At 65.3% G+C, this 23,646-nt stretch carries 18 protein-coding genes and 4 pseudogenes; 17 read left to right on the top strand and 5 right to left on the bottom strand.

Annotation, left to right across the window (positions count from 1 at the left end):
• Positions 1-28: 28 nt before the first annotated feature.
• The 3 genes from ACCD06_RS19965 to ACCD06_RS19955 are packed head-to-tail and all read right to left on the bottom strand — an operon-like array spanning position 29 to position 2,574.
• Positions 29-880 (bottom strand): ABC transporter ATP-binding protein, encoded by an 852-nt coding sequence (locus tag ACCD06_RS19965; RefSeq protein ID WP_413342932.1) that lies wholly within the window; start codon positions 878-880, stop codon positions 29-31.
• Between the two features lie 10 nt (positions 881-890).
• Complete coding sequence (locus ACCD06_RS19960) at positions 891-1,970, bottom strand: ABC transporter ATP-binding protein (protein ID WP_413342930.1); 1,080 nt, start codon at positions 1,968-1,970, stop codon at positions 891-893.
• Positions 1,930-2,574: an RNA-guided endonuclease InsQ/TnpB family protein gene (locus ACCD06_RS19955; RefSeq protein ID WP_282189450.1), complete on the bottom strand. Its 645-nt coding sequence runs from the start codon at positions 2,572-2,574 to the stop codon at positions 1,930-1,932. The genes ACCD06_RS19960 and ACCD06_RS19955 overlap by 41 nt, the downstream gene beginning before the upstream one ends.
• Here ACCD06_RS19955 and istA point away from each other — a divergent pair.
• The 3 genes and pseudogenes from istA to ACCD06_RS19940 all read left to right on the top strand — a co-directional run.
• Positions 2,530-3,388: pseudogene (gene istA, locus ACCD06_RS19950) on the top strand (IS21 family transposase); the annotation flags it as partial. The gene ACCD06_RS19955 and the pseudogene istA overlap by 45 nt on opposite strands.
• On the top strand, positions 3,371-3,718 hold the full coding sequence (locus tag ACCD06_RS19945; protein WP_413344052.1) for a DUF6481 family protein: 348 nt from the start codon (positions 3,371-3,373) through the stop codon (positions 3,716-3,718). The pseudogene istA and the gene ACCD06_RS19945, both read left to right, overlap by 18 nt.
• 452 nt (positions 3,719-4,170) lie before the next feature.
• On the top strand, positions 4,171-5,445 hold the full coding sequence (locus ACCD06_RS19940; protein ID WP_413342928.1) for a DEAD/DEAH box helicase: 1,275 nt from the start codon (positions 4,171-4,173) through the stop codon (positions 5,443-5,445).
• Between the two features lie 1,214 nt (positions 5,446-6,659).
• Here ACCD06_RS19940 and ACCD06_RS19935 read toward each other — a convergent pair.
• A pseudogene (locus ACCD06_RS19935) lies at positions 6,660-7,091 on the bottom strand (IS5/IS1182 family transposase); the annotation flags it as partial.
• Positions 7,092-7,201: 110 nt separating this feature from the next.
• Here ACCD06_RS19935 and ACCD06_RS19930 point away from each other — a divergent pair.
• Both ACCD06_RS19930 and ACCD06_RS19925 read left to right on the top strand, forming a co-directional pair.
• Complete coding sequence (locus ACCD06_RS19930) at positions 7,202-7,438, top strand: hypothetical protein (protein WP_413342926.1); 237 nt, start codon at positions 7,202-7,204, stop codon at positions 7,436-7,438.
• Positions 7,401-7,532, top strand: a complete 132-nt coding sequence (locus tag ACCD06_RS19925; protein ID WP_413344050.1) for a DUF3604 domain-containing protein — start codon at positions 7,401-7,403, stop codon at positions 7,530-7,532. The genes ACCD06_RS19930 and ACCD06_RS19925 overlap by 38 nt, the downstream gene beginning before the upstream one ends.
• Positions 7,533-7,710: 178 nt before the next feature.
• Here ACCD06_RS19925 and ACCD06_RS19920 read toward each other — a convergent pair whose 3' ends face one another.
• The gene (locus tag ACCD06_RS19920) at positions 7,711-8,745 is read right to left on the bottom strand and encodes a transporter (RefSeq protein WP_413342924.1); all 1,035 of its coding nucleotides are present in this window, start codon (positions 8,743-8,745) and stop codon (positions 7,711-7,713) included.
• Between the two features lie 871 nt (positions 8,746-9,616).
• Here ACCD06_RS19920 and ACCD06_RS19915 point away from each other — a divergent pair.
• From ACCD06_RS19915 to ACCD06_RS19860, 12 genes and pseudogenes are all read left to right on the top strand, one after another.
• Positions 9,617-11,596, top strand: coding sequence for an esterase/lipase family protein (locus ACCD06_RS19915; RefSeq protein ID WP_413342922.1), 1,980 nt, complete (start codon positions 9,617-9,619; stop codon positions 11,594-11,596).
• Between the two features lie 287 nt (positions 11,597-11,883).
• Positions 11,884-13,092, top strand: a pseudogene (locus ACCD06_RS19910) (IS256 family transposase).
• A 360-nt stretch (positions 13,093-13,452) separates the two neighbouring features.
• Entirely contained in the window at positions 13,453-13,605 is a 153-nt protein-coding gene (locus tag ACCD06_RS19905; protein ID WP_413342921.1) for a hypothetical protein, read from the top strand.
• A 381-nt stretch (positions 13,606-13,986) separates the two neighbouring features.
• Positions 13,987-14,112 (top strand): hypothetical protein, encoded by a 126-nt coding sequence (locus ACCD06_RS19900; RefSeq protein ID WP_256379212.1) that lies wholly within the window; start codon positions 13,987-13,989, stop codon positions 14,110-14,112.
• Between the two features lie 9 nt (positions 14,113-14,121).
• Positions 14,122-14,211, top strand: a complete 90-nt coding sequence (locus ACCD06_RS19895; RefSeq protein WP_042698952.1) for a K(+)-transporting ATPase subunit F — start codon at positions 14,122-14,124, stop codon at positions 14,209-14,211.
• 13 nt (positions 14,212-14,224) lie between these two features.
• A complete protein-coding gene (gene kdpA / locus ACCD06_RS19890; RefSeq protein ID WP_413342918.1) occupies positions 14,225-15,934 on the top strand; it encodes a potassium-transporting ATPase subunit KdpA in 1,710 nt (569 codons plus the stop codon).
• A 14-nt stretch (positions 15,935-15,948) separates the two neighbouring features.
• Positions 15,949-18,081 carry a potassium-transporting ATPase subunit KdpB gene (gene kdpB / locus ACCD06_RS19885; protein ID WP_413342916.1) on the top strand — a complete coding sequence of 711 codons (2,133 nt, stop codon included), beginning with the start codon at positions 15,949-15,951 and terminating at the stop codon, positions 18,079-18,081.
• Between the two features lie 10 nt (positions 18,082-18,091).
• The gene (locus tag ACCD06_RS19880) at positions 18,092-18,703 is read left to right on the top strand and encodes a K(+)-transporting ATPase subunit C (protein ID WP_413342914.1); all 612 of its coding nucleotides are present in this window, start codon (positions 18,092-18,094) and stop codon (positions 18,701-18,703) included.
• 143 nt (positions 18,704-18,846) lie between these two features.
• On the top strand, positions 18,847-21,588 hold the full coding sequence (locus tag ACCD06_RS19875; protein ID WP_413342912.1) for a DUF4118 domain-containing protein: 2,742 nt from the start codon (positions 18,847-18,849) through the stop codon (positions 21,586-21,588).
• Positions 21,585-22,283, top strand: a complete 699-nt coding sequence (locus tag ACCD06_RS19870) for a response regulator (protein ID WP_136702577.1) — start codon at positions 21,585-21,587, stop codon at positions 22,281-22,283. Before ACCD06_RS19875 ends, ACCD06_RS19870 begins: the two co-directional genes overlap by 4 nt.
• Before the next feature lie 312 nt (positions 22,284-22,595).
• A complete protein-coding gene (locus tag ACCD06_RS19865) occupies positions 22,596-23,105 on the top strand; it encodes a transposase (RefSeq protein ID WP_413342910.1) in 510 nt (169 codons plus the stop codon).
• A pseudogene (locus ACCD06_RS19860) lies at positions 23,068-23,646 on the top strand (hypothetical protein); the annotation flags it as partial. The gene ACCD06_RS19865 and the pseudogene ACCD06_RS19860, both read left to right, overlap by 38 nt.

Below are 23,646 nucleotides of genomic sequence, written 5' to 3'. Positions count from 1 at the left end.
ATGCGACCACCGCCGATGTCGGCGCGGTTCACGATGCGAGATGGCAGGCCACCCGATGCGACACATCCGTCGCCGATCCCCGAGGGGCGAGCGGCGGTGTCGTCTCCCGGCAGATCGGGCCGGCCATTGGGCAGCGGGGGTGGAATCGGCAGCCGGCCGGGGGGTTTATCGCGCTCGGCGGATCGCCGATCGGAAGGGTGCGCGTGGTCCTGGCGCGTGGTACGGCGACCGGCGCCGCCGACAGCAGCATCCTGGTGTAGGGGTGCTGCGGGTCGGTGAACAGCGTCTCGCACTCCGCGATCTCGACGATGCGCCTCAGACACATCACCGCAACCCGATGGCTGATGTGGCGGACCACGGCGAGGTCGTGCGCAACGAACAGGTACGTGATGCCGAACTCCGCCTGCAGATCCATCAGCAGGTTGACCACCTGGGCCTGCACCGAGACATCCAGAGCCGACACCGGCTCGTCCCAGACGATCAGCTTGGGGTTCAGCGCCAGCGCCCGCGCGATCCCCAACCGCTGGCGCTGACCGCCGGAGAACTCGCCGGGGAGCTTGGCCATCGCCTCCGGCCGCAGGCCGACCTTGGCGAACAGCCAGGCCAGTCGGTCGCGGAGCGCGCCCGCTCCGCGCCATGCCGGATCGTCGAAGTTGCGCATTGGCTCCGCCACGATCTCGGAGTCCGACAGGCGCGGGTTCAAGGAGGCGTAGGGATCCTGGAAAATGATCTGCATGTCACGGCAATGCGCACGCATCCGTGACGGCGCAAGAGTCAGCAATTCCACCTCCTTCAAACGGACGGATCCGGCGGTGGGTTCGATCAGCCGCAGCACCGACTTGCCGGTCGTAGTCTTGCCGCAGCCGGATTCTCCGACCAAGGACAGCGCTTCACCGCGGTTCAGGGTAAAGGACACCCCATCCACAGCCTTCACCCCGCCTGCCCTGCCCGGCTTTGCCGCCGACATGGAATTGATTGGTCAGGTCCGACACATTGAGAAGGGGCGATGCGGACTGCTTCGCTGCAAAGTCCGGATTCGGGTGCGGGATCATGTGCGGGCTCCGGCGTGGCGATGCAGGGCGACGGGCTGGTAAGGGCCGACGCGGCCTCGAAGCAGGCGACGCCGTTATCGGGAGCGGCGGCGGTGAAGCCGGGCACCGCTCGGTGGAAGGCGGGCAACGGGGAGCGAAGGCGCAGCCGGTGCCCAGCTCCTGCGGGGCCGGAACCATGCCAGGGATTTCGGCCAGCCGCCCTCCCCTTCTCTGGAGCGAAGGCCCCTGGAGAGACGGCATGGAAGCCATCAGTACGCGGGTGTAGGGATGCAGCGGCCGTTCGAACAGGTCGGCGACTGGCGCTTCCTCCACCTTGCGGCCCGCATACATCACCACCACACGATCGCAGAATTCGGCCACCACGCCCAAATCATGCGTGATCATAACGATGCCCATGCCCAGCTTCGCCTGGAGGTCGCACAGCAATTCCAGGATTTGCGCCTGGATGGTCACGTCGAGCGCGGTCGTCGGCTCGTCGGCGATCAGCAGGTCGGGATGGCAGGCCAGAGCCAGGGCGATCATCACCCGCTGTCGCATGCCGCCTGACATCTGGTACGGATACTCGCCGGCCCGTCGTTCCCGATCGGCGATCTGGCACCCGACGGTCAGCACCAGGGTCAGCGAGGTCATCGGCTCGTGAAAGATCATCGAGATGCGGTTGCCGCGAATCCGGCTCATCTCGCGTTCGCAGAGGTCGAGCAGGTTGGTGCCCCGAAAGCGGATCTCGCCCCCAGCATAGCGTGCCGGTGGCGTGGGCAGCAGGCGCAGCACCGACATGACGGTGACGCTCTTGCCGCAACCGGACTCGCCGACGACGCCGAGCGTCTCGCCGGCCTCCACGCGGTAGGACACGCCGTCCACCGAGTGCACGGTGCCGTCAGGGGTAACGAAATAGGTGCGCAGGTCGCGGATGTCCAACAGGGACGGGGGACCGAATGCGTCGGTCCGGGTGAAGGGAAGGGGCGTGATCACTCCGCCGGCTAAAGCGCGGCGGCTTCTCGGACCAATTCCCCGGCACCCCGCCCGCTTGGCGTCCGAAGACCCGGAACTCGATGACGGACGCGGCCGCCACGTCGCGGTCTTCGACCAGACCGCAGTCCGGGCACCGGTGCACGCGATCGGCCAGGGTCTTTTTAACCTTGGCGCCGCAGCACGGGCACTCTTGCGATGTGCCGCGCGGATCGACGGCGACCACCAGCTTACCGGCTCTCTCGGCCTTGTCAGCGATCAGCGCCCTCAACAGGCCCCACACAGCGTCCAACACATCCTTGGCCAGCATCGAGCGGGCCAGGCCTTGACTGGTGAGGTCTTCGACCGCGATGCGGTCGAAGATGGCGACGATGTCCGCCGCCAGCTTGTGCAGGTCATCGGCGCGGCGGTTGGCAGCCTTGCGGCTGTAAGCCGCCAGACGCGCCGTCGCCTTTTTCCGGCGTTTGCTCCGAGGAAAGGGCCCCCCTTCGACATCGAGGGGTAGAGAATGGTCGAGGTCACGATACCGTTGAGTTCCTCCGAGACGACGGATCGGAGGGACGTGATGCTGGCCCCAGACGATGTGACGGCGATGATCCGGTTGCAGGCCCTGGGTTGGGGCACGAAGCGGATCACCCGGGAGTTGGGGTGCGATCGCAAGACGGTGAAGCGTTACTTGCGTGGTGGTGGTTGGCACCCCTACCGGTCGCCGCGACGGGCTGGTCGACTGGATGACTTGACGAATTGGCTCGGCGAGCGCTTCAGGCGACATCGAGGCAATGCCGACGTCGTCCGCCAAGAGTTGGCGGACGAGCATGGGGTCCAAGTGTCGCTGCGCACTGTGGAGCGCGCCGTCCAGGGATTGCGCCAGGATCTGGAGGCGGAGAGCCGAGCCACGGTGCGTTTCGAGACGGCGCCGGGGCAGCAGTTGCAGATCGACTTCGGCACCACCGCCGTGGAGGTCGGCGGTGAGCGGATGCGGGTTCACCTGTTCGTCGCGACACTGGGCTACTCGCGCCGCAACTTCGTCACGGTGTTCCGTCACGAGCGGCAGTCTGCCTGGATCACCGGCCTGGAGACCGCCTTCCGGCACTTCGGGGGCGTGCCGCACGAGGTGCTGATCGACAATCCCAAGACCCTGGTCACCCATCACGATCGGGAAACGCGGGAAGTGACCTTCAACGACCGCTTCCATGCCTTCGCCCGCTATTAGGGCTTTCGCCTGCGCGCCGTATCGGGCGCGCACCAAAGGCAAGGACGAGAACGGTGTCGGCTACGTCAAGAAGAACGCTGTCGCCGGGCGGCGCTTCGCCAGTTGGGAGGCGTTCGAAGGACACTTGGTGCACTGGATGCGCACCATCGCTGATGTCTGCGTTTCCGAGCGTCTGAGCACGGCTGCGGGCTCGAAAGAGGCCCTGCTCGAAAAGTTTAAGGCGCAATCGACTGCGAGCGATCCGGCCTTCGCGGCGCGCGAAGAGACTCGGCGAGCCGTGCGCATCGGCCGTGAGGCTCGCGAGGCCGAGCGCAACGCGGTGCGCGACGCCCGCAAGGCTGCCGAGCAGGAGGCCCTGCAAGCGGAACAAGCTGAGCGGGCCGCCCGTGAGGCGCTGGAGGCCCAGGAAACCGCCGAGCAGGCCGCGCGCCAAGTGGCCATGGCAGCGGAGGCGAAGGCGAAGGCCGCCCGCGATGCCCGCTAGGCCAGGAATCGCTGACGGTCCGCAGCGTCGAGAAGGTCGAGTCCAGGCGGCACCGCCAAAGCCATCCGTCCCAGACGCCGAACGGCTCCGGGCCGGATGGCGGGAGATGAAAAACAGATGATGAGGATACTACGATCATTCGGTTCAAAGCTGTCATTGCCTATGCGGAAAAGCCTGCACATGGCTGACAAGCGTCAGGATTCGCTCCTGATCACCGAATAATCTTGATATTATAGCGTCATGTCTTATTCTGCGGTTATTGATCGCTGGAGGCTTAACCGTCTCTTGAGAGAGACGCGGTAGGTTTCTTGGCGCGGCCCCCTGCCGCGCTCCTCAGCAAGTCGCAACTCCCTCTTTCGACCTCCTCCTGGCGAGATCGCCGGCGCTTGACCGTTCCCCAACCGGGGGTGTGGTCCGCTTTGCGCCGTCATGCGTGTGGAAGGTCCCACTCCTTGTCCGAAGATTTCGTTTCCGAACAGACGTTTGCTGATCTCGGCATTCATTCCAAGATCGCCCAGGCTCTAGGTGAGCATGGCTATACCACGCCGACGCCCATTCAGGCGGCGGCCATCCCGCCGGCGTTGGCCGGCCGCGACATCCTCGCCACCGCCGAAACCGGCACCGGCAAGACCGCGGCCTTCATGCTGCCGGCCCTGACCCGCGTTGCCGAACTGCCCCCTCCCGCGGTTGCCGCGCCACGCATCCTCGTGCTTGCCCCGACGCGTGAACTGGCCAGCCAGGTCACCCAGGCGGCGCGCAAATATGCCAAGCCGCTGCGCATGAACATCATCGACGTGGTCGGCGGCATGCCGTACGGTGAGCAGCTTCGCATGCTGTCGCGCCCGGTGCATGTCGTGGTGGCGACCCCCGGCCGCCTGATCGACCACATCGAACGGCAGCGCATCGACCTCAGCGCCGTCGAGGTGCTGATCCTCGACGAGGCGGACCGCATGCTGGACATGGGCTTCCTCGATGACGTCGAGAGGATCGCTGACGCCTGCAAGGCCAGCCGCCAGACGCTGCTGTTCACGGCGACGCTGGACCGCCGCATGAGCCAGCTCGCCGGCAAGCTGCTGCGCAACCCGGAACGCGTCGCTGTCCAGAGCCAGGCGACCGCGATCAACGTGGAACAGCGCCTGCACCACACCGACGACATGGAGCACAAGCGCCGGCTGCTGATGCACTTCGCCGGCCAGGGCGAGGTCGGCAAGGCGATCATCTTCGCCGCCACCAAGCGCGACGCCGACGCACTGGCGGAGGAGCTGAGCGCCGCCGGCCATGCCGCCGCCGCCCTGCACGGCGACATGGATCAGTCCAAGCGCAACCGCACCCTTCAGCGTCTGCGCACCGGCCAAGTCCGTCTGCTGGTGGCGACCGACGTTGCCGCCCGCGGTATCGACGTGCGCGACATCACACACGTCATCAATTTCGACCTGCCGCGCTCGGCCGAGGATTATGTCCACCGCATCGGCCGCACCGGCCGGGCCGGTGCTTCGGGTATCGCTGTGTCCTTCGCGTCGCGCGCCGATCGCGAGACCCTGTCCCGCATCGAACGCTTCACCGGTGCGACGCTGGCGATCCATACGATCTCCGGCATGGAACCGCAACGTTCCTTCTCTGGCGGCACGGGACGGCCGGCGGGCCGCCCGGCCAATCGCGGCGGAGCAAGGCCGTGGCAGCGCGACGGCGGCACGGGCAGGCCGCAGCCGCGCGCTGAACGCTGGTAACGCGTTCGAACGAGACGACCAGATCAAGCGCGGTCTTTCAGGACCGCGCTTTCTTTGTCTTCATGCCCTGATGCCGGCACCAAGCAGCCGTCTTGCCGTCACCACCTGAAAGTGCGCAGACTGTCCGGGATGTAGGAGCATGGTGTGAACTTAGGCCCAGCTGCGGGTATTGTGCGGTCGCGATGCCCAACAGGCGCGGGAGCTTGCAGATGCCCTGAGCAAGCGACCATGGCACGACGTGTCGTATTTCGCTGGAACGTTCGAGTCCTTGAAAGCTGCCGTCAGGTAAAACATGAATTCAGAGGCTTAGCCTGAATGCTGAGGCGTTTACGCTGTCCTGATGAGCCGAAGACGAACAGCCGGACTTGGTCCTGTTTCTTCGCCGTTTAGGATGGCTCCGATTCTATCCTCGCAGGGGCGGGCCATTCGACAACAAGCGCATGATGAAACGGTTAGACATTGCTTCGAGTTCAGGCTGAGCACCCGATCGATCAGGTCCGGCTTGTCCTCATTCTTGATGAGGTCAGACTCTTTGATGCACCTGATCGCATCATCCAGCATATCGTCTGCGAAGATGTTCGGCATCGGTGAACATTAACGCGTATCTTCATGATATACGAGCAATTTCCACGAATATTTCACGATTGAAATCGCTTGTTTGGAAGTCCTTGTAGAGTGGGGAGGCAGACCCAGTCCTACAGCTTCTCGGTAACTCGGCAGCCGCCAGCTCAAGCCTGGTGGCGTGGCGGAGGTTTGCGGTTATCCATCGCCGAGCATAGCCAACTAGAGGAGCGCGCGATATGTGTTCGCCAAACATGTGTGGACGACCGCTACGGTGCAAGGAGAAAGAGAAGTCGTGGTGGCATGGCCGGGTGTGGTTATGTGTCCGGCCTCTGCTGATGCGGTGCTCATATCCGCGGGCTATGATGAAATCCGCGGATCGGGTCCCAATGAGGGCAGCGCGATAGGTGTCATCCTCGGCTTTGCGCATTGCAGGATATCCGTCCGTTCTGGGACGGTGGTCATCGGGCCAAGCGGAGTGCGGGATTGTCGCGCTCTACGGGGTGTAGCAGACGGATTCGATGAGGCGGCGCAGGAGCGGAGGGGCGGTTATCATCATGTCGGTGTTTTCGGGCGACATGGCGGAAGCCTGTTCGAACGACTTTGGCGCACAAATCAACGTGAAGGCGGAGCTGGCCGGCTGGCGGCGGTGATTAGGCGACCTTGCGCGAGACGGGCATGCCCAAGCTGGTCATGATGTTGAGGACTGTGCATCCAACAGCGGCCTCGACCTTCTGGGCAGACAGACTCCGGGCGCGGAGGCTGCGACCGATCAGGTGCTTGTAGCGCATCATCGCCACGTCGCCCAGGGACCGGCGACCGTATTGCACATCCCGCTGCCAGCCGAGCCGACCACGCTCGGTGATCAGCCGGATGTGGCGGTCGCGTTGGCTGGGGGCGTTCGCAGCTGTGTCGCGCGGCACCCCGCTCGAGCGCGGCGAGATGATCACCTCCGCCGCAGGACTGTGGGCGGCGACGGAGCGGTAGACCGGCTCGCCGTCATAGGCGCCGTCCGCCAGCACCATGCGGATCGGGCGGGTGATCTGGTCGAGCAACGAGCCGACCAGTGAAGTGTCCCCTGACTGTGCTATCGAAATCCGGCCCACCGTGCTGATGAAATTTTGCCCCCTTTCCCGATCGTGCACCGTTCCTTTCCAGCGACAGCTGGAGGGGCGACATGGACAGGAGACGGAAGGTGGAGCTCTTCGAACAGCTACGGCGTGAATACGAGTTTGGCGTCGGTACGGTCAAAGGCGTGGCCCGGAAATTCGGCGTCCACCGACGTATGGTGAGACAGGCTCTGGCGAGCGCAATCCCACCGGAGCGCACCTATAAGGAACGCGTCAAGCCGGTGCTGGGGCCGGTCGCCACGTTCATCGACAGCATCCTGGAGGCTGATCGAGATCCCCACGCCGCGCTGGACTGCGTATGACGCGACGCGGTTCGGAATCAAGCCCCTGCAAGGCATGCCCATGAAACTGACGGAGCGGGCCTACACCTCGCCGATCTGGTATACGCCGCAATGATCTGCGGCCTTGCCGCTGGTTCGGCGCGAGGCGGCGGCTCGAAACCGAGGGAGGCCGCCCGCTCCCGCCTCATCTACAGATTGGTGGCGGAGAATGGCGGTTTAGAGGGCATTGTGCCGGAATGGGCCGGCTCCGTGGCGGACTGGTGCAATCAGATCAGGATCGCGCACCAGTATCCTCATGGATCGAACCAACGGTATTGAAGGGTCAACCCAACCGTCTGGAAGCGGCCGCCGACCCGCGTGATCAGCGAATTCGACCAAGTCAGCTTTGTCGACACACCGTCAAGGACTGGAACCGAAAGAGTCAAGCCATAGCGCGAATTCGCCTGAAGGTCGTGCTTGGCGTCGCCGTTCACGCTGGTTTCGCCGCCCCTATAATAGGTCGCGTCGGCGGCCAACCAGAGGCCGGGGCTGAAGTTGTAGCCACCATGCAGTTCAAACGCCCATAGTGGGTCCTGGCTGCGCCGGTTGCCACGGAAGAAGTTCGGATTGTCGGTGAACAACCAAACGCCGGTCGAGGCGTCGGCAAACCAGTTCCCGAAAGGCTGAGCCAAGCCGAACTCGGGCTTGAACGCCCATCGATTGGAGCTGAGGTTGATCAAGTAGGCTGGATTGTACTGACCGGTGGGCGCCACAATGGTAAGGCTTGCGCCGACCGTGGTGGTCGGGGCACGTCGGGCAAATTCCGCTGGGGTGAGGGCTGGCCCGCCGAGCAGGTTGGCCGTAAAGCGCATACGGAGGTCACCCAGCCCGTTGCGGGAAACCTGTCGACTCTGGTCTTCCAAGTCCCCGCGAACGTCGCCGTTGAGGAGGGGCACCAGCAAGGCAGCGCTGGCTGTGCGTCCCGCCAAGCCGAAGGTCCGCTGATAACCGAGGATGCCGCTGGTGATTACGGCCTCGACGTTGGACAGCGGAAGCGACGGGTCGGTCGACACGCTACCGGTCGAGCGGCTGTAGCCCGCGATCAGATAGTTGGTGCCGATTGGAGAGATCGAGAAGGCGCGCGGTTCCATCTCCTGTGCGCCGGCCCGGTGAGCCGCCGACACCACGCCGGCGATCGCGATCGCAACGAGCGTCGAAATGACGCCGCGTCCTCCGAATACGCAGGTGACGCCGCTCCCCCACGTCGCCCAAGACTTGATTGATGACGCACTCATCCGATCCCCGCGCGGGCGATCCTGGCCACAACCCTCAGAACCGGCATGGTCCACGCCGCATCCTGCTGTCGTTGCGATACCTCTGTCAATTGGGCCTTTGCCGAGAAACAGTCCTCGAGAATACGCAAAGGAAATATCATTGTGACTATTGGAAATAGCTCAGTTTTCTCCGAATTCTCCAACCCAGAGGCTTCTCTCTCCTACGAAGGGTAGGCTTGCCTCTTTTGGAAAGGCGACGGGTTGTTGATCCAAGTCAACCCGCCCGTTGCTGTGATGTTGAATGCTGCCAAGCAGGAAGCTCTGCTCGAGAGGATTTGTCTTACCGGCGCTTCGTTCGAGGGACTGGCTTTGCAGACGACAGGCTCTCTCCTCGTCTCCGCCGGACGACCGGAGTGCCTGCGCCCGATCCAGATCAGGAGGTCGCATTGTATGGTAAGGCTCAAAACGACCATTACGCACAGCCCTTTGCGGTCCGCTGCCGTTCATCAGCCCCGCTTGGGCTGCCGGCGGACAACCTTCATCCGGCAGCGTAGTAGGAGCACCGAAATGAACATGCGGTCATCAATGCTCGCTCTTCCGACCGCTGCCCCGCATGTCCTGTTTGCCGGATCGGCGATGAACACCCATGCGATCGACAAGCCTGGCGGCACTGCCACGCACGGCGGTGATGCGAGGGATTTCTCCCGTACCGGCCCTGCTGCGAGTGGCAGCTTCGCAGACCAGAGAGGGGCGGCAGCGACGCCACGGGCGCGGCAAGTGGGGGCGACAGAGCGGTCGGGACAACGCCCCGAAACGCAGAAGTCCAGCGTCCAATCCCAGGCCGACACGCGGAGTTCGGGGCAGCAGGAAGTCTCCTACTTCATCGTCGCTCCGCCTCCGGGGTATTAGGGCCATCGCCAATCGTGCCAGCTATGGAGGCTTCGCGATGATGCGGGCACCCTTCCAAAAGCTTGTCGCGGGTGCGGTTTTGCTGGCCGGGGTTCTCCTTGCCGCCGGCTGCGCCACCCCGGTCACTGTCGAGCGTGTGGACCAAAGCACCGTCCATCAGCACATCACCCGCAACGTTTTGTCGGCGCGAACACTCAGCGATCCCACTCACAACGTGCTGCGTCGGTGGTCGCTCGTGGATCGTTACCTTGAGAAACCCGATTACGCCATCGCGGACCTCCACAAAGCGGTAAGCGAGGGGCGCGGTGGCGCCGACGAGGTTTTCGCGCTGGCGGAGATGGCGTTCCTGCACGCCGAGCATCGGGGTGGTCGGCCCTATTACCTGGCCTCTGCTCTCTACGCCTACGCCTTCCTCTTTCCCGGCGCGGCGGATGCGCCGCCCAGCCCCTACGATCCGCGTTTCCGGCTTGCCGCCGATATGTACAACCGCGGCCTGACATTGGGATTGGAGACAGAGGACCGGACCGGAGTGGCAATCCAGGCGGCGACCCACCAGTTGCCATTCGGCCAGTTGGATATCGCCTTCGATTCTCGGGGACTCGCCTGGGGAGGGCGGCAGCTGACCGACTTCTTTCCTATCGCCGAGGTGGAGGTCGACGGCCTCGACGCCCGCTACCGCCAGCCCGGCATCGGCGCCCCTCTGGCGGCTGGGACCACGCAGGGCACTCTGTCGAAGGGCTTCCAAGTGGCTCCACGGGTCAAGACGCCGGTGACCGCGTTTTTGCGCATCCCGGACCCGCGGCGACAGCTCGCGGCCGGGCGGGTGAGCGCCCAACTCGAACTCTATCCATCCTCCGATGCCGAAGCGGTGCTGATCGATCATCAGCATGTCCCGCTGGAAGTGGAGTACACGGCGACGCTGGCCTACATGCTGGACGGTATGCCGGTCTGGGAATTTGAATTCGGCGGGTTCTTGCGAGGCAGCCTGCTGGAGCAGAAGGTGCCGTCCCGCCTGGTCGCTCTGGAACCCTACCGGCCCGATCGCATTCCTGTCGTCCTGGTCCACGGGACAGCATCGAGTGCCGTGCGCTGGGCGGAGATGCTGAACGACCTGCGAGGCGACCCGCGCATCCGCGACCATTTCCAATTCTGGTTCTTCAGCTACGAAACCGGCAATCCGATCCCTTATTCCGCGATGCTGCTGCGTGACGCATTGCAGGCGGCCGTTGCCTCCCTGGATCCGTCCGGACGCGATCCGGCGCTGCACGAGATGGTCGTTATCGGGCACAGCCAGGGCGGCCTGCTGACCAAATTGACGGCGGTCGATACCGGCGCCCGGTTCTGGAACGCAGCGTTTCGGAAGCCGCCGGACGAGCTGCCGGTCGATCCGGAAACTCGGGATCTGCTGACGCAAATGCTGTTCGTGAAGCCGGTGCCCTCGGTCAAGCGTCTCATCTTCATCGCCACCCCCCACCGCGGCAGCTATGTCGCCGGCAACAGGATCAGCCAGTTCGTCGCAAGTCTGGTCCGGCTGCCAGGAAACATCCTGCGGGGGGTGTTGACCTTGGGCACGCTGGACAGCACGAGCACTGCTCTGGCCGGACAAGAGGGGTTCGGCAGCGTCTACGGCATGACGCCCGGCAGCCTGATGATCCGGACCCTGACGGCCACGCCCATCGCCCCCGGAATTAAGGCGCACTCGATCATCGCCGTCCGCGGCGATGGGGCAATCGAAACGGGCGACGATGGCGTCGTGGAGTACCAGAGCGCCCACATCGAGGGCGTTGAATCGGAATACATTGTTCGTTCAGGCCACTCCACGCAGAGCGATCCACACACCATTGCAGAGGTGCGGCGCATCCTTCTGAAGCACTGGGCGGAGTCCTGCACGAAATGCCAGGGTTGCAGACCGCTGGACGGCGCCGCGCCGCGAATTGCAAGCGGGTCGCCTGGTGTTTGCGCATTGAGATATGGAAGTCGGTTGGCAGGTGCCGCGAGTATGGCCAATCAAGACTGATTATCTGTTTGTAGGTGTCACACGCCGACAGCCTGAGGCGCGAGGCACTTGATATGGCTGGAGAGGCTGGAGAGGATGAAGACGAAGGCGATGGTAACGTCCAGAGGCGTGATGGAAAAGCGCCCATGAAGGATCGGGCTGGGGCCGGGCGAAGCTCGCACACAGCGTAGCCCGGCCCCAGCCCGATCCTCCGCCTCGCAGGCGGTGTGTTCGGCGGCAGGAGGTGGTCATCGCGCATCTTCGGTAAGGTCAAGTTGCGACACGCGACCACGACCAAGGACACGACGATGACCGACGACAGACTGGCACTGATCGAGCAAATCCAGAAGAGCACAGACGGCGACTTCCAGCGCTCTGTCGCCGAGCACACGTTGCACCGGCTGATGGACTTCGAGGTTGAGGGGCTGATCGGCGCTGCTCGCCATGAACGCACCGACACGCGCACCACCTACCGCACCGGCTCGCGCCCGCGCCAGCTCGGCACCCGGCTCGGCACGCTGGACCTGAAGATCCCCAAGCTGCGCCAGGGCTCCTATTTCCCGGCTTTCCTGGAGCCGAGCAAGACCGTCGAGAAGGCGCTCACCGCCGTCATCCAGGAAGCGTGGATTCAGGGCGTCTCGACCCGCAAGGTCGATGACCTTGTCCAGGCGCTCGGCATGACCGGCATCTCCAAGTGCCAAGTTTCAGCGCTGTGCCAGGAAATTGATGAGCGTGTGCAGTCTTTCCTGGAGCGTCCGCTGGAGGGGGACTGGCCGTACCTCTGGCTGGATGCCACCTACCTGAAGGTCCGCCAGGACGGCCGCATCGTCTCAATCGCCGCGATAATCGCCACCGGCGTCAATCAGGATGGGCGGCGCGAGATCCTCGGCCTCGGTCTCGGGGAATCGGAGGCGGCGATCTTCTGGATTGAGTTTCTCCGTGGCCTCGTGCGGCGTGGCCTGAAAGGCGTGAAGCTGGTGATCTCCGATGCCCATGAGGGGCTGAAGGCGGCGATCAGCCAGGTGCTGAGCGCCACTTGGCAACGCTGTCGTGTTCATTTCCTTCGCTCGCTGCTCTGCCACGTGCCCAAGGGCTAGCAAACCGTGGTGTCGGCCGCTGTGCGCCAAGTCTTCGTGCAGCCCGGCCGCAAGAACGCCGGTGAGGTCTGGCGCCATGTCGCCGATCAACTGCGGGCACGCTTTCCCAAGGTGGCAGCACTGCTCGACGACGCCGAGCATGACGTGCTCGCCTACATGGACTATCCCGAGGCGCACCTCACCAAACTACACTCAACGAATCCGCTTGAACGTCTCAACAAGGAGGTCAAACGCCGCACTGATGTTGTTGGTATATTCCCGAACGAGGAAAGTGTTCGAAGGCTCGTCGGCGCGATCTTGCTGGAGCAAAATGATGATTGGCAGCTCCAGCATCGTTACCTGACGCTCGAAACCATGGCCCGGATCGCCGCCGCCGATGAGCCCACCATCACACCGCTCCCCTCAGCAAAGGCGGCCTGACCGACGACGCACCTGACCACCTTCCAATTTCCACCACCTTGACGGACGTGACCGAGAGACCCCAGTGCCTTGGTCAGCCGCCGGGTGCATCAAGCGAGAGACGCCACAGCTCCTGGAAAGCACTCGGCGAACATGCGGTGGGGGCAGGTTGATTGCGAGCAACAGAACCGCTCAACCAGAGCAAAATCAGTATAGAGGTCCTATATTTCCGGGCTTTGCCTCCCCCATCGCATTTATACGCTAGACAGCCTTCTTCTCAGGAGGATGCCGGCCAGTGGCCGCCCTTTGGATAGCGAGGCTGTCATGCAAGGAAAATTGCCTCACGCGCTGCTTGATCGGACTGCCCTACCCCTGGCGCAAATGGATGGGCGCGATCCGCAGGGATCGGCCGACACCTCTCATGAGGTGTTTCCCTCTCCGGGCGCAGTGTTGGGCGAGGCGGCGTTCACCATCGCCGCCTTCCTGCTGATCGCGCTGGCGCTGCAAGTGCTGGTCGTCTGGATCGGCGCATGACCCCGGCGGCGGCACGCCTGGGCATGGCGGATGCGATGCCCTCGGCGAATGGAATTTGGAAACGTCCTGCGATCGTCGATCAGGTCATGGCTGCGATCCTGTTTCTGTTGGCTTGTGCCCATATCGGCCACCGCATGAGGATTGCGTGGCCGCCACGCGAGCGCCAGGGCCGCCGGTCGGCTCATCTCCCGAGAGACTGACGGCAGCCCGACGGCATATATGGCGCGTATATTTTCCGGCATCGCCGCCCCCCATCGAATCTATACGCGGCTCCGGCGCACCCTTCCAGGGCCGGACCTCTCGTGCCGCCATCATGGCGAGCGGATGGTTCGACCCTGTTCCGCTTGACCCAGGTTATCCCGCCGGCGCTGAACCGGCGCGATGATCGGGGCCGAGGGGAAGGAAACTCCGGAGACCCGAACCATGCTCGACCTTCTGTTCGTGGCGCTCACCGTCGGCTTCTTCGCCGCGGCGGTCGCCTATGTCCATGCCTGCGACCGGCTGTGAGGGCGCGCCATGACCCTCGACTACGCCTTGGCCGGCCTCGTGACCGCCGGGCTGCTGGCCTATCTGGTCTATGCCCTGATCCGCCCCGAACGGTTCTGAGGAGACCCATCCCATGACCGTCAACGGCTGGATCCAGATCCTGGTCTTCCTCGCCCTGGTCATCGCGGTAACGCGGCCCCTGGGTGGCTTCATGACGCGCGTCTTCACCGGCGAGCGCACGCTGCTCTCCCCCATCCTCGCCCCCGTCGAGCGCGGCCTCTACCGGCTGGCCGGCGTCGATGACCGCGCCGAGCAGCATTGGGTGACCTACGCCGTGTCGATGCTGCTGTTCAGCGCCGCCGGCATGCTGCTGCTCTACGCCCTACAACGTCTCCAGGCAGTGCTGCCGCTGAACCCGCTGGGCATGGCGGCGGTGCCCGCCGACCTAGCCTTCAACACCGCCGCCAGCTTCACCACCAACACCAACTGGCAGAATTACGGCGGCGAGACCACCATGGGCCACTTGGTGCAGATGGCCGGGCTGACCTTCCACAACTACGTCTCCGCCGCCACCGGCATCGCGCTGGCGGTGGCGCTGGTCCGCGGCTTCGCCCGCAGTTCCGCCCGCACGGTCGGCAATTTCTGGGTCGACCTGACCCGCTGCACCCTCTACGTCCTGCTGCCGCTGTGCATCGTCTATGCGCTGTTCCTGGTCTGGCAGGGCGTGCCGCAGACGCTGGCGGGCGCCGTCGACGCCACCACGCTGGAGGGGGCGAAGCAGACAATCTCCCTCGGCCCCGTCGCCTCGCAGGAGGCGATCAAGATGCTGGGCACCAACGGCGGCGGCTTCTTCAACGCCAACTCCGCCCATCCCTTCGAGAATCCCAACGCGCTGACCAACCTCGTCCAGATGCTGTCGATCTTCGCGCTGGGCGCCGGGATGACCAATCTGTTCGGCCGCATGGTCGGCGACGAACGGCAGGGCTGGGCGATCCTTGCCGCCATGGGCCTGCTCTTCGTCGCCGGCGTCACCGTCGCCTATTGGGCGGAAGCCCACGGCAATCCAGCCTTCGCCGCCTTCGGCATCGACGGCGCCGCCGGCAACATGGAGGGCAAGGAGACCCGCTTCGGCGTCGCCGCCTCCGCCCTGTTCGCCACCGTGACCACCGCCGCCGCCTGCGGTGCGGTGAACGCCATGCATGACAGCTTCATGCCCCTGGGCGGCATGGTGCCGATGATCAACATGATGCTGGGCGAGATCATCGTCGGCGGCGTCGGCGCCGGCCTCTACGGCATGCTGCTGTTCGCCATCGTGGCGCTGTTCGTCGCCGGGCTGATGGTCGGCCGCACACCGGAATATCTCGGCAAGAAGCTGGAGGCGAAGGAGGTCAAGATGACTATGCTCGCCATTCTCTGCCTGCCGCTGATGATGCTGGGCTTCACCGCCGTCGCCGTGGTGCTCGACACCGGCACCGCCTCGATGGCCAACGCCGGGCCGCACGGCTTCGCGGAAGCGCTCTACGCCTATGTCTCGGGTGCCGCCAACAACGGCAGCGCCTTCGGCGGGCTGACCGGCAACACGCCCTGGTACAACGTCACGCTGGCCGTTGCCATGCTGGTCGGCCGCTTCCTGGTCATCGTGCCGATGATGGCGATCGCCGGCTCGCTGGCCGCCAAGCGCCGGGCGCCCGTCTCGACCGGCACCTTCCCCACCCATGACGGGCTGTTCGTCGGGCTGCTGGTCGGCGTCATCCTGATCGTCGGCGGCCTCACCTTCTTCCCGGCTCTCGCCCTCGGCCCGGTGGTCGAGCATCTGGCGATGACCGCCGGCACCCTCTTCTGATCGGGAACGCTCCCATGCATGCCAAAAGCAAACGGTCCGGCCGGACACCCGCCAAAAAGGTGGCCAGATCGGCGGCCAGTACCCTGCTGGACCCCGCAATCCTGGTGCCGGCCATCGGTGGCTCCATCGCCAAGCTTTCCCCGCACCAGATGATCCGCAACCCGGTGATGTTCTGCGTCGAGGTGGTGGCGGCGCTCACCACCCTGCTGGTCCTGCGCGATGCGGTCACTAGTGCCGGGGTGTCCGGCTTCGCCGTGCAGATCGTCGTCTGGCTGTGGTTCACGCTGATCTTCGCCAACTTCGCCGAGGCGGTGGCGGAGGGACGCGGCAAGGCCCAGGCCGCCAGCCTGCGCAAGACCCGCACCGAGACCAGCGCCAAGAAGCTGGAGAACGGCACCGTCCGCACGGTGCCCGCCACCGCGCTGAAACCGGGAGATCTGGTGCTGGTGGAGGCCGGCGACATCATCCCGTCCGACGGCGAGGTGGTGGAGGGCGTCGCCTCGGTCAACGAGGCCGCCATCACCGGCGAATCCGCGCCCGTGATCCGTGAGAGCGGCGGCGACCGGTCGGCCGTCACCGGCGGCACCCAGGTGCTCTCCGACCACATCAAGGTGCGGATCACCGCCGCCCCTGGATCGACCTTCCTCGACCGTATGATCTCGCTGGTGGAAGGCGCCCAGCGCCAGAAGACCCCCAACGAGATCGCGCTGAACATCCTGCTGACCGGGCTGACCATCGTCTTCATCATCGCGGTTGCGACAATCCCCAGCTTCGCCGCCTATGCCGGCGGTTCGGTCGGCGTGCTGATGCTGGTGGCGCTGTTCGTCACACTGATCCCCACCACAATCGGTGCGCTTCTGTCGGCCATCGGGATCGCCGGCATGGACCGTCTGGTCCGCTTCAACGTGCTCGCCATGTCCGGCCGGGCGGTGGAAGCGGCGGGCGACGTCGACACGCTGCTGCTCGACAAGACCGGCACCATCACGCTGGGCAATCGCCAGGCGACGGAGTTCCTGCCGGTCGACGGCGTCGGCGAGGAGGAACTGGCCGACGCCGCCCAACTCGCTTCGCTGGCCGACGAGACGCCGGAAGGCCGCTCCATCGTCGTACTGGCCAAGAAGGAATACGGCATCCGCGCCCGCAGGATGGAGGACATGCACGCCCACTTCGTCCCCTTCACCGCCCAGACCCGCATCAGCGGCATCGACACCGGCGGCACGGTGATCCGGAAAGGTGCAGTGGATGCGGTGTTGGCCCACGTCAACGGGGCGCAGCGCGTCGCCGTGGCCGGCGGTCGCGGCGTGACCACCCTGCATCCGACGGCCAGTGCGACGGAACGGGAGATCCTCGCGTTATCCGAACGGGTGGCCAAAGCCGGCGGTACGCCGCTGGCGGTGGCGCGCGACGGCCGGCTGCTTGGCATCATTCACCTGAAGGACATCGTAAAGGGCGGCATCCGCGAACGCTTCGCAGCACTCCGCCAGATGGGCATCCGGACGGTGATGATCACCGGTGACAACCCGATGACCGCTGCCGCCATCGCCGCCGAGGCCGGGGTGGACGATTTCCTGGCCCAGGCGACGCCGGAAGCCAAACTGCAGCTGATCCGCGACGAGCAGGCCAAAGGCAAGCTGGTCGCCATGTGCGGCGACGGCACCAACGACGCGCCAGCGCTCGCCCAGGCCGACGTCGGCGTGGCGATGAACACCGGCACGGTGGCGGCACGCGAGGCCGGCAACATGGTCGACCTCGACAGCGACCCGACCAAGCTGATCGAGATCGTCGAGATCGGCAAGCAGCTGCTGATGACCCGCGGCGCCCTGACCACCTTCTCCATCGCCAATGACGTGGCGAAGTATTTCGCCATCATCCCGGCGATGTTCCTCGCCTTCTACCCGCAGCTCCAGGCGCTGAACGTGATGGGGCTGCACAGCCCGGAAAGCGCCATCCTGTCGGCGATCATCTTCAACGCGCTGATCATCGTGGCGCTGATCCCCCTGGCGCTGCGCGGCGTGCGCTACCACGCGGTCGGCGCCGCATCGCTGCTGCGCCGCAACCTGCTGATCTACGGCTTGGGCGGGCTGGTGGTGCCCTTCGTCGGCATCAAGGCGATCGACCTGATCGTCACCGCAATCGGCCTGATTTGAGGAACCTCCCATGCTGAAGGAACTGCGCCCCGCCCTGGTGATGACTGCGGCACTGACCGTCATCACCGGGCTCGCCTATCCGCTCGCCGTCACCGGCATCGCGCAAATCCTGTTTCCGCATCAGGCCAACGGCAGTCTGATCGAGCGGAACGGAACCATCGTCGGCTCCAGCCCGATCGGGCAGGATTTCACCGGCGAAGGCTATTTCCACCCGCGCCCGTCGGCCACCACCGGCGCCGACCCCGCCGATCCGGCCAAGACCGTGCCTGCTCCCTACAACGCGGCGAATTCGATGGGCTCCAACCTCGGCCCGACGAGCAAGGCGCTGGTTGGCCGCGTGCAGGTCGACGCCGAAAAACTGAAGGCCGAGAATCCCGGCGTTCCGGTCCCGGTGGAGCTGGTGACCACGTCGGGCAGCGGCCTTGACCCCGACCTGTCGCCGGCCGCCGCCGATTTCCAGGTGCCGCGCGTTGCCAAGGCCCGCGGTCTGTCGGAAGGCGCCGTGCGCAAGCTGATCGCCATCACCACCGCGCCGCGCCAGCTGGGGTTCCTCGGCGAGCCGACTGTCAACGTTCTCGCGCTCAACCTTGCTCTGGATCGGGCGGTCGAGATGGGCCGGTAAATCTCCCTCTCCCGGGGGGAGAGGGGATCTTTTACTGCGCGATACCCCCGCCGCTTTGGCCACGCCATATTTCGACCGAACACGGAATCGGCTATCGGTTAGAAATGCCGACGAAGCGACCGGGGGCTAAAAGGGGCGATGCCATGAGCGACGAACAAGCCGACCGCACCCATGGCGACTGCACCGGACGGCCCTCTCCCGACGCGCTGCTGCGCCAGGCGGCGAAGGAGGCGCAGGGACGGCTCAAAATCTTTCTCGGTGCGGCCCCCGGCGTCGGCAAGACCTTTGAGATGCTGCAGACCGCCCAGGCCAAGCGCCGCGATGGCGTCGACATCGTCGTCGGGGTGGTGGAGACTCATGGCCGGCGAGAGACCGAGGCGCTGGTCGCCGGACTTGAGGTCGTTCCGCGCCGCAAGATCGAGCACAAGGGTCATGCCCTGGCCGAAATGGACCTGGACGCCATCCTCGCCCGCCGCCCGAAGATCGTGCTGGTCGACGAGCTGGCCCACACCAACGCCCCCGGCGGCCGCCATCCGAAGCGTTATCTCGACGTGGAGGAACTGCTGGCCGCCGGCATCGACGTCTACACCACCCTGAACATCCAGCATGTCGAAAGCCTGAACGATGTCGTCGCCAAGATCACGCGCGTCCGGGTCCGCGAGACGGTGCCGGACTCGATCCTCGACCGCGCCGACGACATCGAGGTCATCGATATCGCGCCCGACGACCTGATCCAGCGCCTCCAGCAAGGAAAGGTCTATGTCCCGCGCACCGCCGAGCGTGCAATCCGCCATTATTTCTCCCCCGGAAACCTGACCGCGCTCCGTGAACTGGCACTGCGGCGCACCGCCGACCGCGTCGACGAGCAGCTGCTGACCCACATGCAGGCGCACGCGATCTCCGGCCCCTGGGCGGCCGGTGAGCGCCTGCTGGTCTGCATCAACGAAGACGCCAGCGGCGCCGGCCTGGTGCGCTACGCAAGGCGCCAAGCCGAGAGGCTGCGCGCCCGCTGGAGCGCCATCCATGTCGAAACGAGCCGGGCGCTGCGCCTGAACGAGGCCGAGCGCGACCGCATCGCCGACACGCTGCGTCTGGTGGAGAGGCTGGGCGGCGAAGCGGTCACGGTGCCTGGCAGTGATGTCGCCGACACCGTGGTCGACTACGCACGGGCTAACAACGTCGCGCACATCGTCATCGCCAAATCCGGGCGTCCGCGCTGGTCCGAGCTGCTGCACGGCTCCGTGGCGCACAGTCTGATCCGTCGGGCCGGCGACATCAGCGTGCATGTCATCGCCGCCACCTCCGGCGTCCCGGTTCCCGCCAAAACGGTCAGGACCGAAGCGGCCAGGCATCGGGCCTTTGCCTGGGGGCCCTATGTCGCGAGCACGGGCTATGTCGGGGTGGCGCTGGGTGCCGGCCATGTGCTGCATCGGGTTCTGGCCCTCAACAACCTGGCGCTGGTCTTCCTGACCGCCGTGCTGGCGAGCGCCGTCACCGGCGGGTTGGCGCCGTCGCTCTATGCCAGCGTGATCAGCGTTCTGGCCTTCAACTACTTCTTCCTGCCGCCGCTTTACACCTTCACGATTTCCGATCCGGAAAACATCGTCGCCTTGCTGGTGTTCGCTGTCGTCTCGGTGATCGCCAGCAACCTGACCGCCCGTGTCCGCGCCCAGGCGGTGACCGCGCGGCTGCGCGCCAAGACGACGGAAGACCTCTACCAATTCAGCCGCAAGCTGGCCGGCGTGGTGACCATGGACGACCTGCTGTGGGCCACCGCCTATCAGATCGCCGCCATGCTGAAGGTCCATGTCGTTCTGCTCTTGCCTGAGGCGGGCAGCGTGGCGGTTCGCGCCGGCTACCCACCGGAGGACGTCATCGAGGATACCGATCTGGCCGCCGCGGTCTGGGCCTGGGAGAACAACCGGCCCACCGGCAAGGGGGCCGACACCTTGCCCGGCGCCAAGTGGCTGTTCCTGCCGATGCGCACCGGGCGGGGCGTCGTCGGAGTGGTCGGTATCGATACCGGCGGTGGGAAGGGACGGGCGAGTGGCTTCCTGACACCCGACCAACGGCGGCTTCTCGACGCCCTGATCGATCAGGCGGCCCTGGCTATCGAGCGGGTGACGCTGGCCGAGGATGTCGACCGGACCAAGCTGGCGGCTGAAACCGAGCGCTTGCGCTCGGCCCTGCTCACGTCGATCTCCCACGATCTGCGCACGCCGTTGGCTTCCATCCTCGGCTCGGCGACCAGCCTCGTCAGCTATGGACCGAAGATGGACGAGGAGGACCGGCGCGACCTGGCCGCGACGATCCAGGATGAGGCGGAACGGCTTAACCGCTTCATCGCCAACCTGCTCGACATGACACGGCTGGAATCGGGGGCCATCCGGCCCCGCACCGGGGCGGTCGACCTGTCCGAGGTGGTCGGCAGTGCGTTGGAGCGGGTGTCGCGCATCCTCGCCGGCCATCGGGTGGACATCGACCTTCCTGTCGACTTGCCGATGGTCGACATCGATGCGGTGCTGATCGAGCAGGCGCTGTTCAACCTGCTGGACAATGCCGGCAAATACGCGCCGGCCGGTTCGCTGATCACGGTTCGGGGGCGCCAGGACGGCGGGCTTGTCCGCATCGAGGTCCTGGATGAGGGCAGCGGCATTCCGTCGGAGGATGTGGAGCGGATCTTCGATAAGTTCTATCGTGTCCATGCCCAGGACCGGCAGCGCGCCGGCACCGGGCTGGGACTGGCGATCTGCCGGGGCTTTGTCGAAGCGATGGGAGGGACGGTCACGGCCGGCAACCGCCTCGACCGGAGCGGCGCCGTCTTTACCCTGACCCTCCCCAAGGCTGCCGATGTGTCCGGATTTGAAGAGGAAGCAGCCGCATGAAATCGGACTCCATCCCGTTGCGCGTGCTCGTCGTCGATGACGAACCGCCCATCCGGCGCTTTCTGCGCACCAGCCTGGCTGCCCAGGGATACGACATCATCGAGGCCGAGGACGGCACCAAGGCCCTGGAGGAGGTGCGCCGGCGATCTCCCGATCTTCTGGTCCTCGATCTCGGATTGCCGGGCATCGATGGGCTGGAGGTCATCCGGCGCCTGCGTGGAAGCGGCGTGACCCTGCCGATCATCGTGTTGTCCAGCCGGGTGGACGAGGCCGGCAAGGTCGAAGCGCTCGATCTCGGGGCGGACGACTATGTGACCAAACCCTTCGGGGTCGAGGAACTGCTCGCCCGCATCCGCACGGCCATGCGCCACAAGCTGCAGCAACAGGGGGAACGGCCGCTGTTCCGCAGCGGCGACCTGACGGTCGATCTGGTTCGGCGCATCGTGACCGTGCGCGGAGAGGAGGTGAAGCTGTCGCCGCGCGAATATGACCTGCTGCGGCTTCTCGTCGCCCATGCCGGTAAGGTGCTGACCCACCGCCTCATCCTCAAGGAGGTATGGGGCGGTGAAACCGACATCCAGTATCTGCGAATCTACGTCCGTCAACTGCGGCAGAAGATCGAACCCAATCCGGAACGACCCCACCACATCCTGACCGAGACAGGGGTCGGCTATCGGCTGCGCACGCCGAACTGAAACCGACCTGCGTCGCAAGAAAACAACCAGGGCGTCGACATGGACCTCTTCACGTTGTTTTCCCCTGATAGCAGTGTTGCCTCCCTTGGCGCCGCCAATAAAGGACAGCTTCTGGCGAAACTTGCCCGGCGCGCCTCCAGCGCGACCGGCACCCCGACTCTGGACATTCAGGACGGACTTCTCGCCAGAGTGGGGCCATGGTGCCCATTCAACTTTCCGCATTTTGGAATGCTTGTCCTATCATACGCAGGCATCGCTTTACCGTCGGCGAAAGACTGTTGGCAGTTCAACGGACAATACCAGAGGTGCCCCATGGCACACCTCGCCATCCCCCTTCCTCCGACTTTCGTCGCTTGGTTGTGGCCCTATCTGGTCACCTTCGCGGGGCGCACCCGCTCAACGGTGGCCGCGCTCGCGGTCGGAGCGGTGCTGGCGGTTGGTCCCCGCACCGTCGCCAACCTGCTGCGCACCCTCGGCTTGGCGGACGATCCCGGCTTCGCCACCTTTCACCGTGTGCTCAACCGCAACCGCTGGTCGGGGCTGAAGCTCGCACGCACCCTGCTGAACGCCCTTGTCAGCGCCTTCGTCCCGGACGGCCCGATCGTCATCGGTGTCGACCATACTCTTGAAAATCGCCGTGGAACCCATGTTCGCCCAGCCAGTCATTGCTTCGACTCCGTCCGATCTTCGACGGAGCGGACGGTCACCAGCCGTGGGTTGCACTGGATGAATGCCATGCTGCCGGTCGAAGGTTCCGTTTGTCGGCCGCATCTGGGGACTTCCGGTGCTGAGCGCGCTGGTGCCGAGCCGCGCCTGGTGTGAGGCGCAGAGCCAGCATTACCGGCCGACCACCGCCTGGGCCCGGGCCATCCTGCTGCGCGTGCACCGCTGGCGGCCGGATCGGCTGCTGGTCACCGTGAAGGATGGCGAATTCGCCGCGCTGACTCTGCTCGACGCAGTCAGCCCGCACATGATCGCGATCACCCGGTTGCGCCTGGATGCGCGCCTGTTCGATCCGCCACCAGCCCCACCCTGGACCCTGCGGCAGGTAATGAAGGGCGCCCGCCAGCCCAGCTTGCGGGCCCGTCTGACCGATAAGGCAACGGTGTGGCGCCGGGCCGTCCAACCAAGCCGAACCCGGTGGCGCTCCAGCGGCTGGATCGACTATGCCTCCGGCACGGCGCTGTGGCATCACCAGGGCAAGCCGATTGTGCCGATCCTCTGGGTGATGGTGCGCTATCCCGATGGCCGGCGCGATCCGGAAACCTTTTCTGTGCACCGACCTGTCGGTGCCGCCACGTACGGTGCTGGAATGGTTCAACCGCCGCTGGGCGATGGAGACGACGTGCGAAGAGAGCCGGGC

Origin of the sequence: Azospirillum sp. CT11-132 (assembly GCF_047302835.1) — a bacterium.
GTDB lineage: Bacteria > Pseudomonadota > Alphaproteobacteria > Azospirillales > Azospirillaceae > Azospirillum.
Note: the sequence above shows the minus strand (reverse complement) of the source record. Positions and strands in the feature narration are given on the sequence as shown.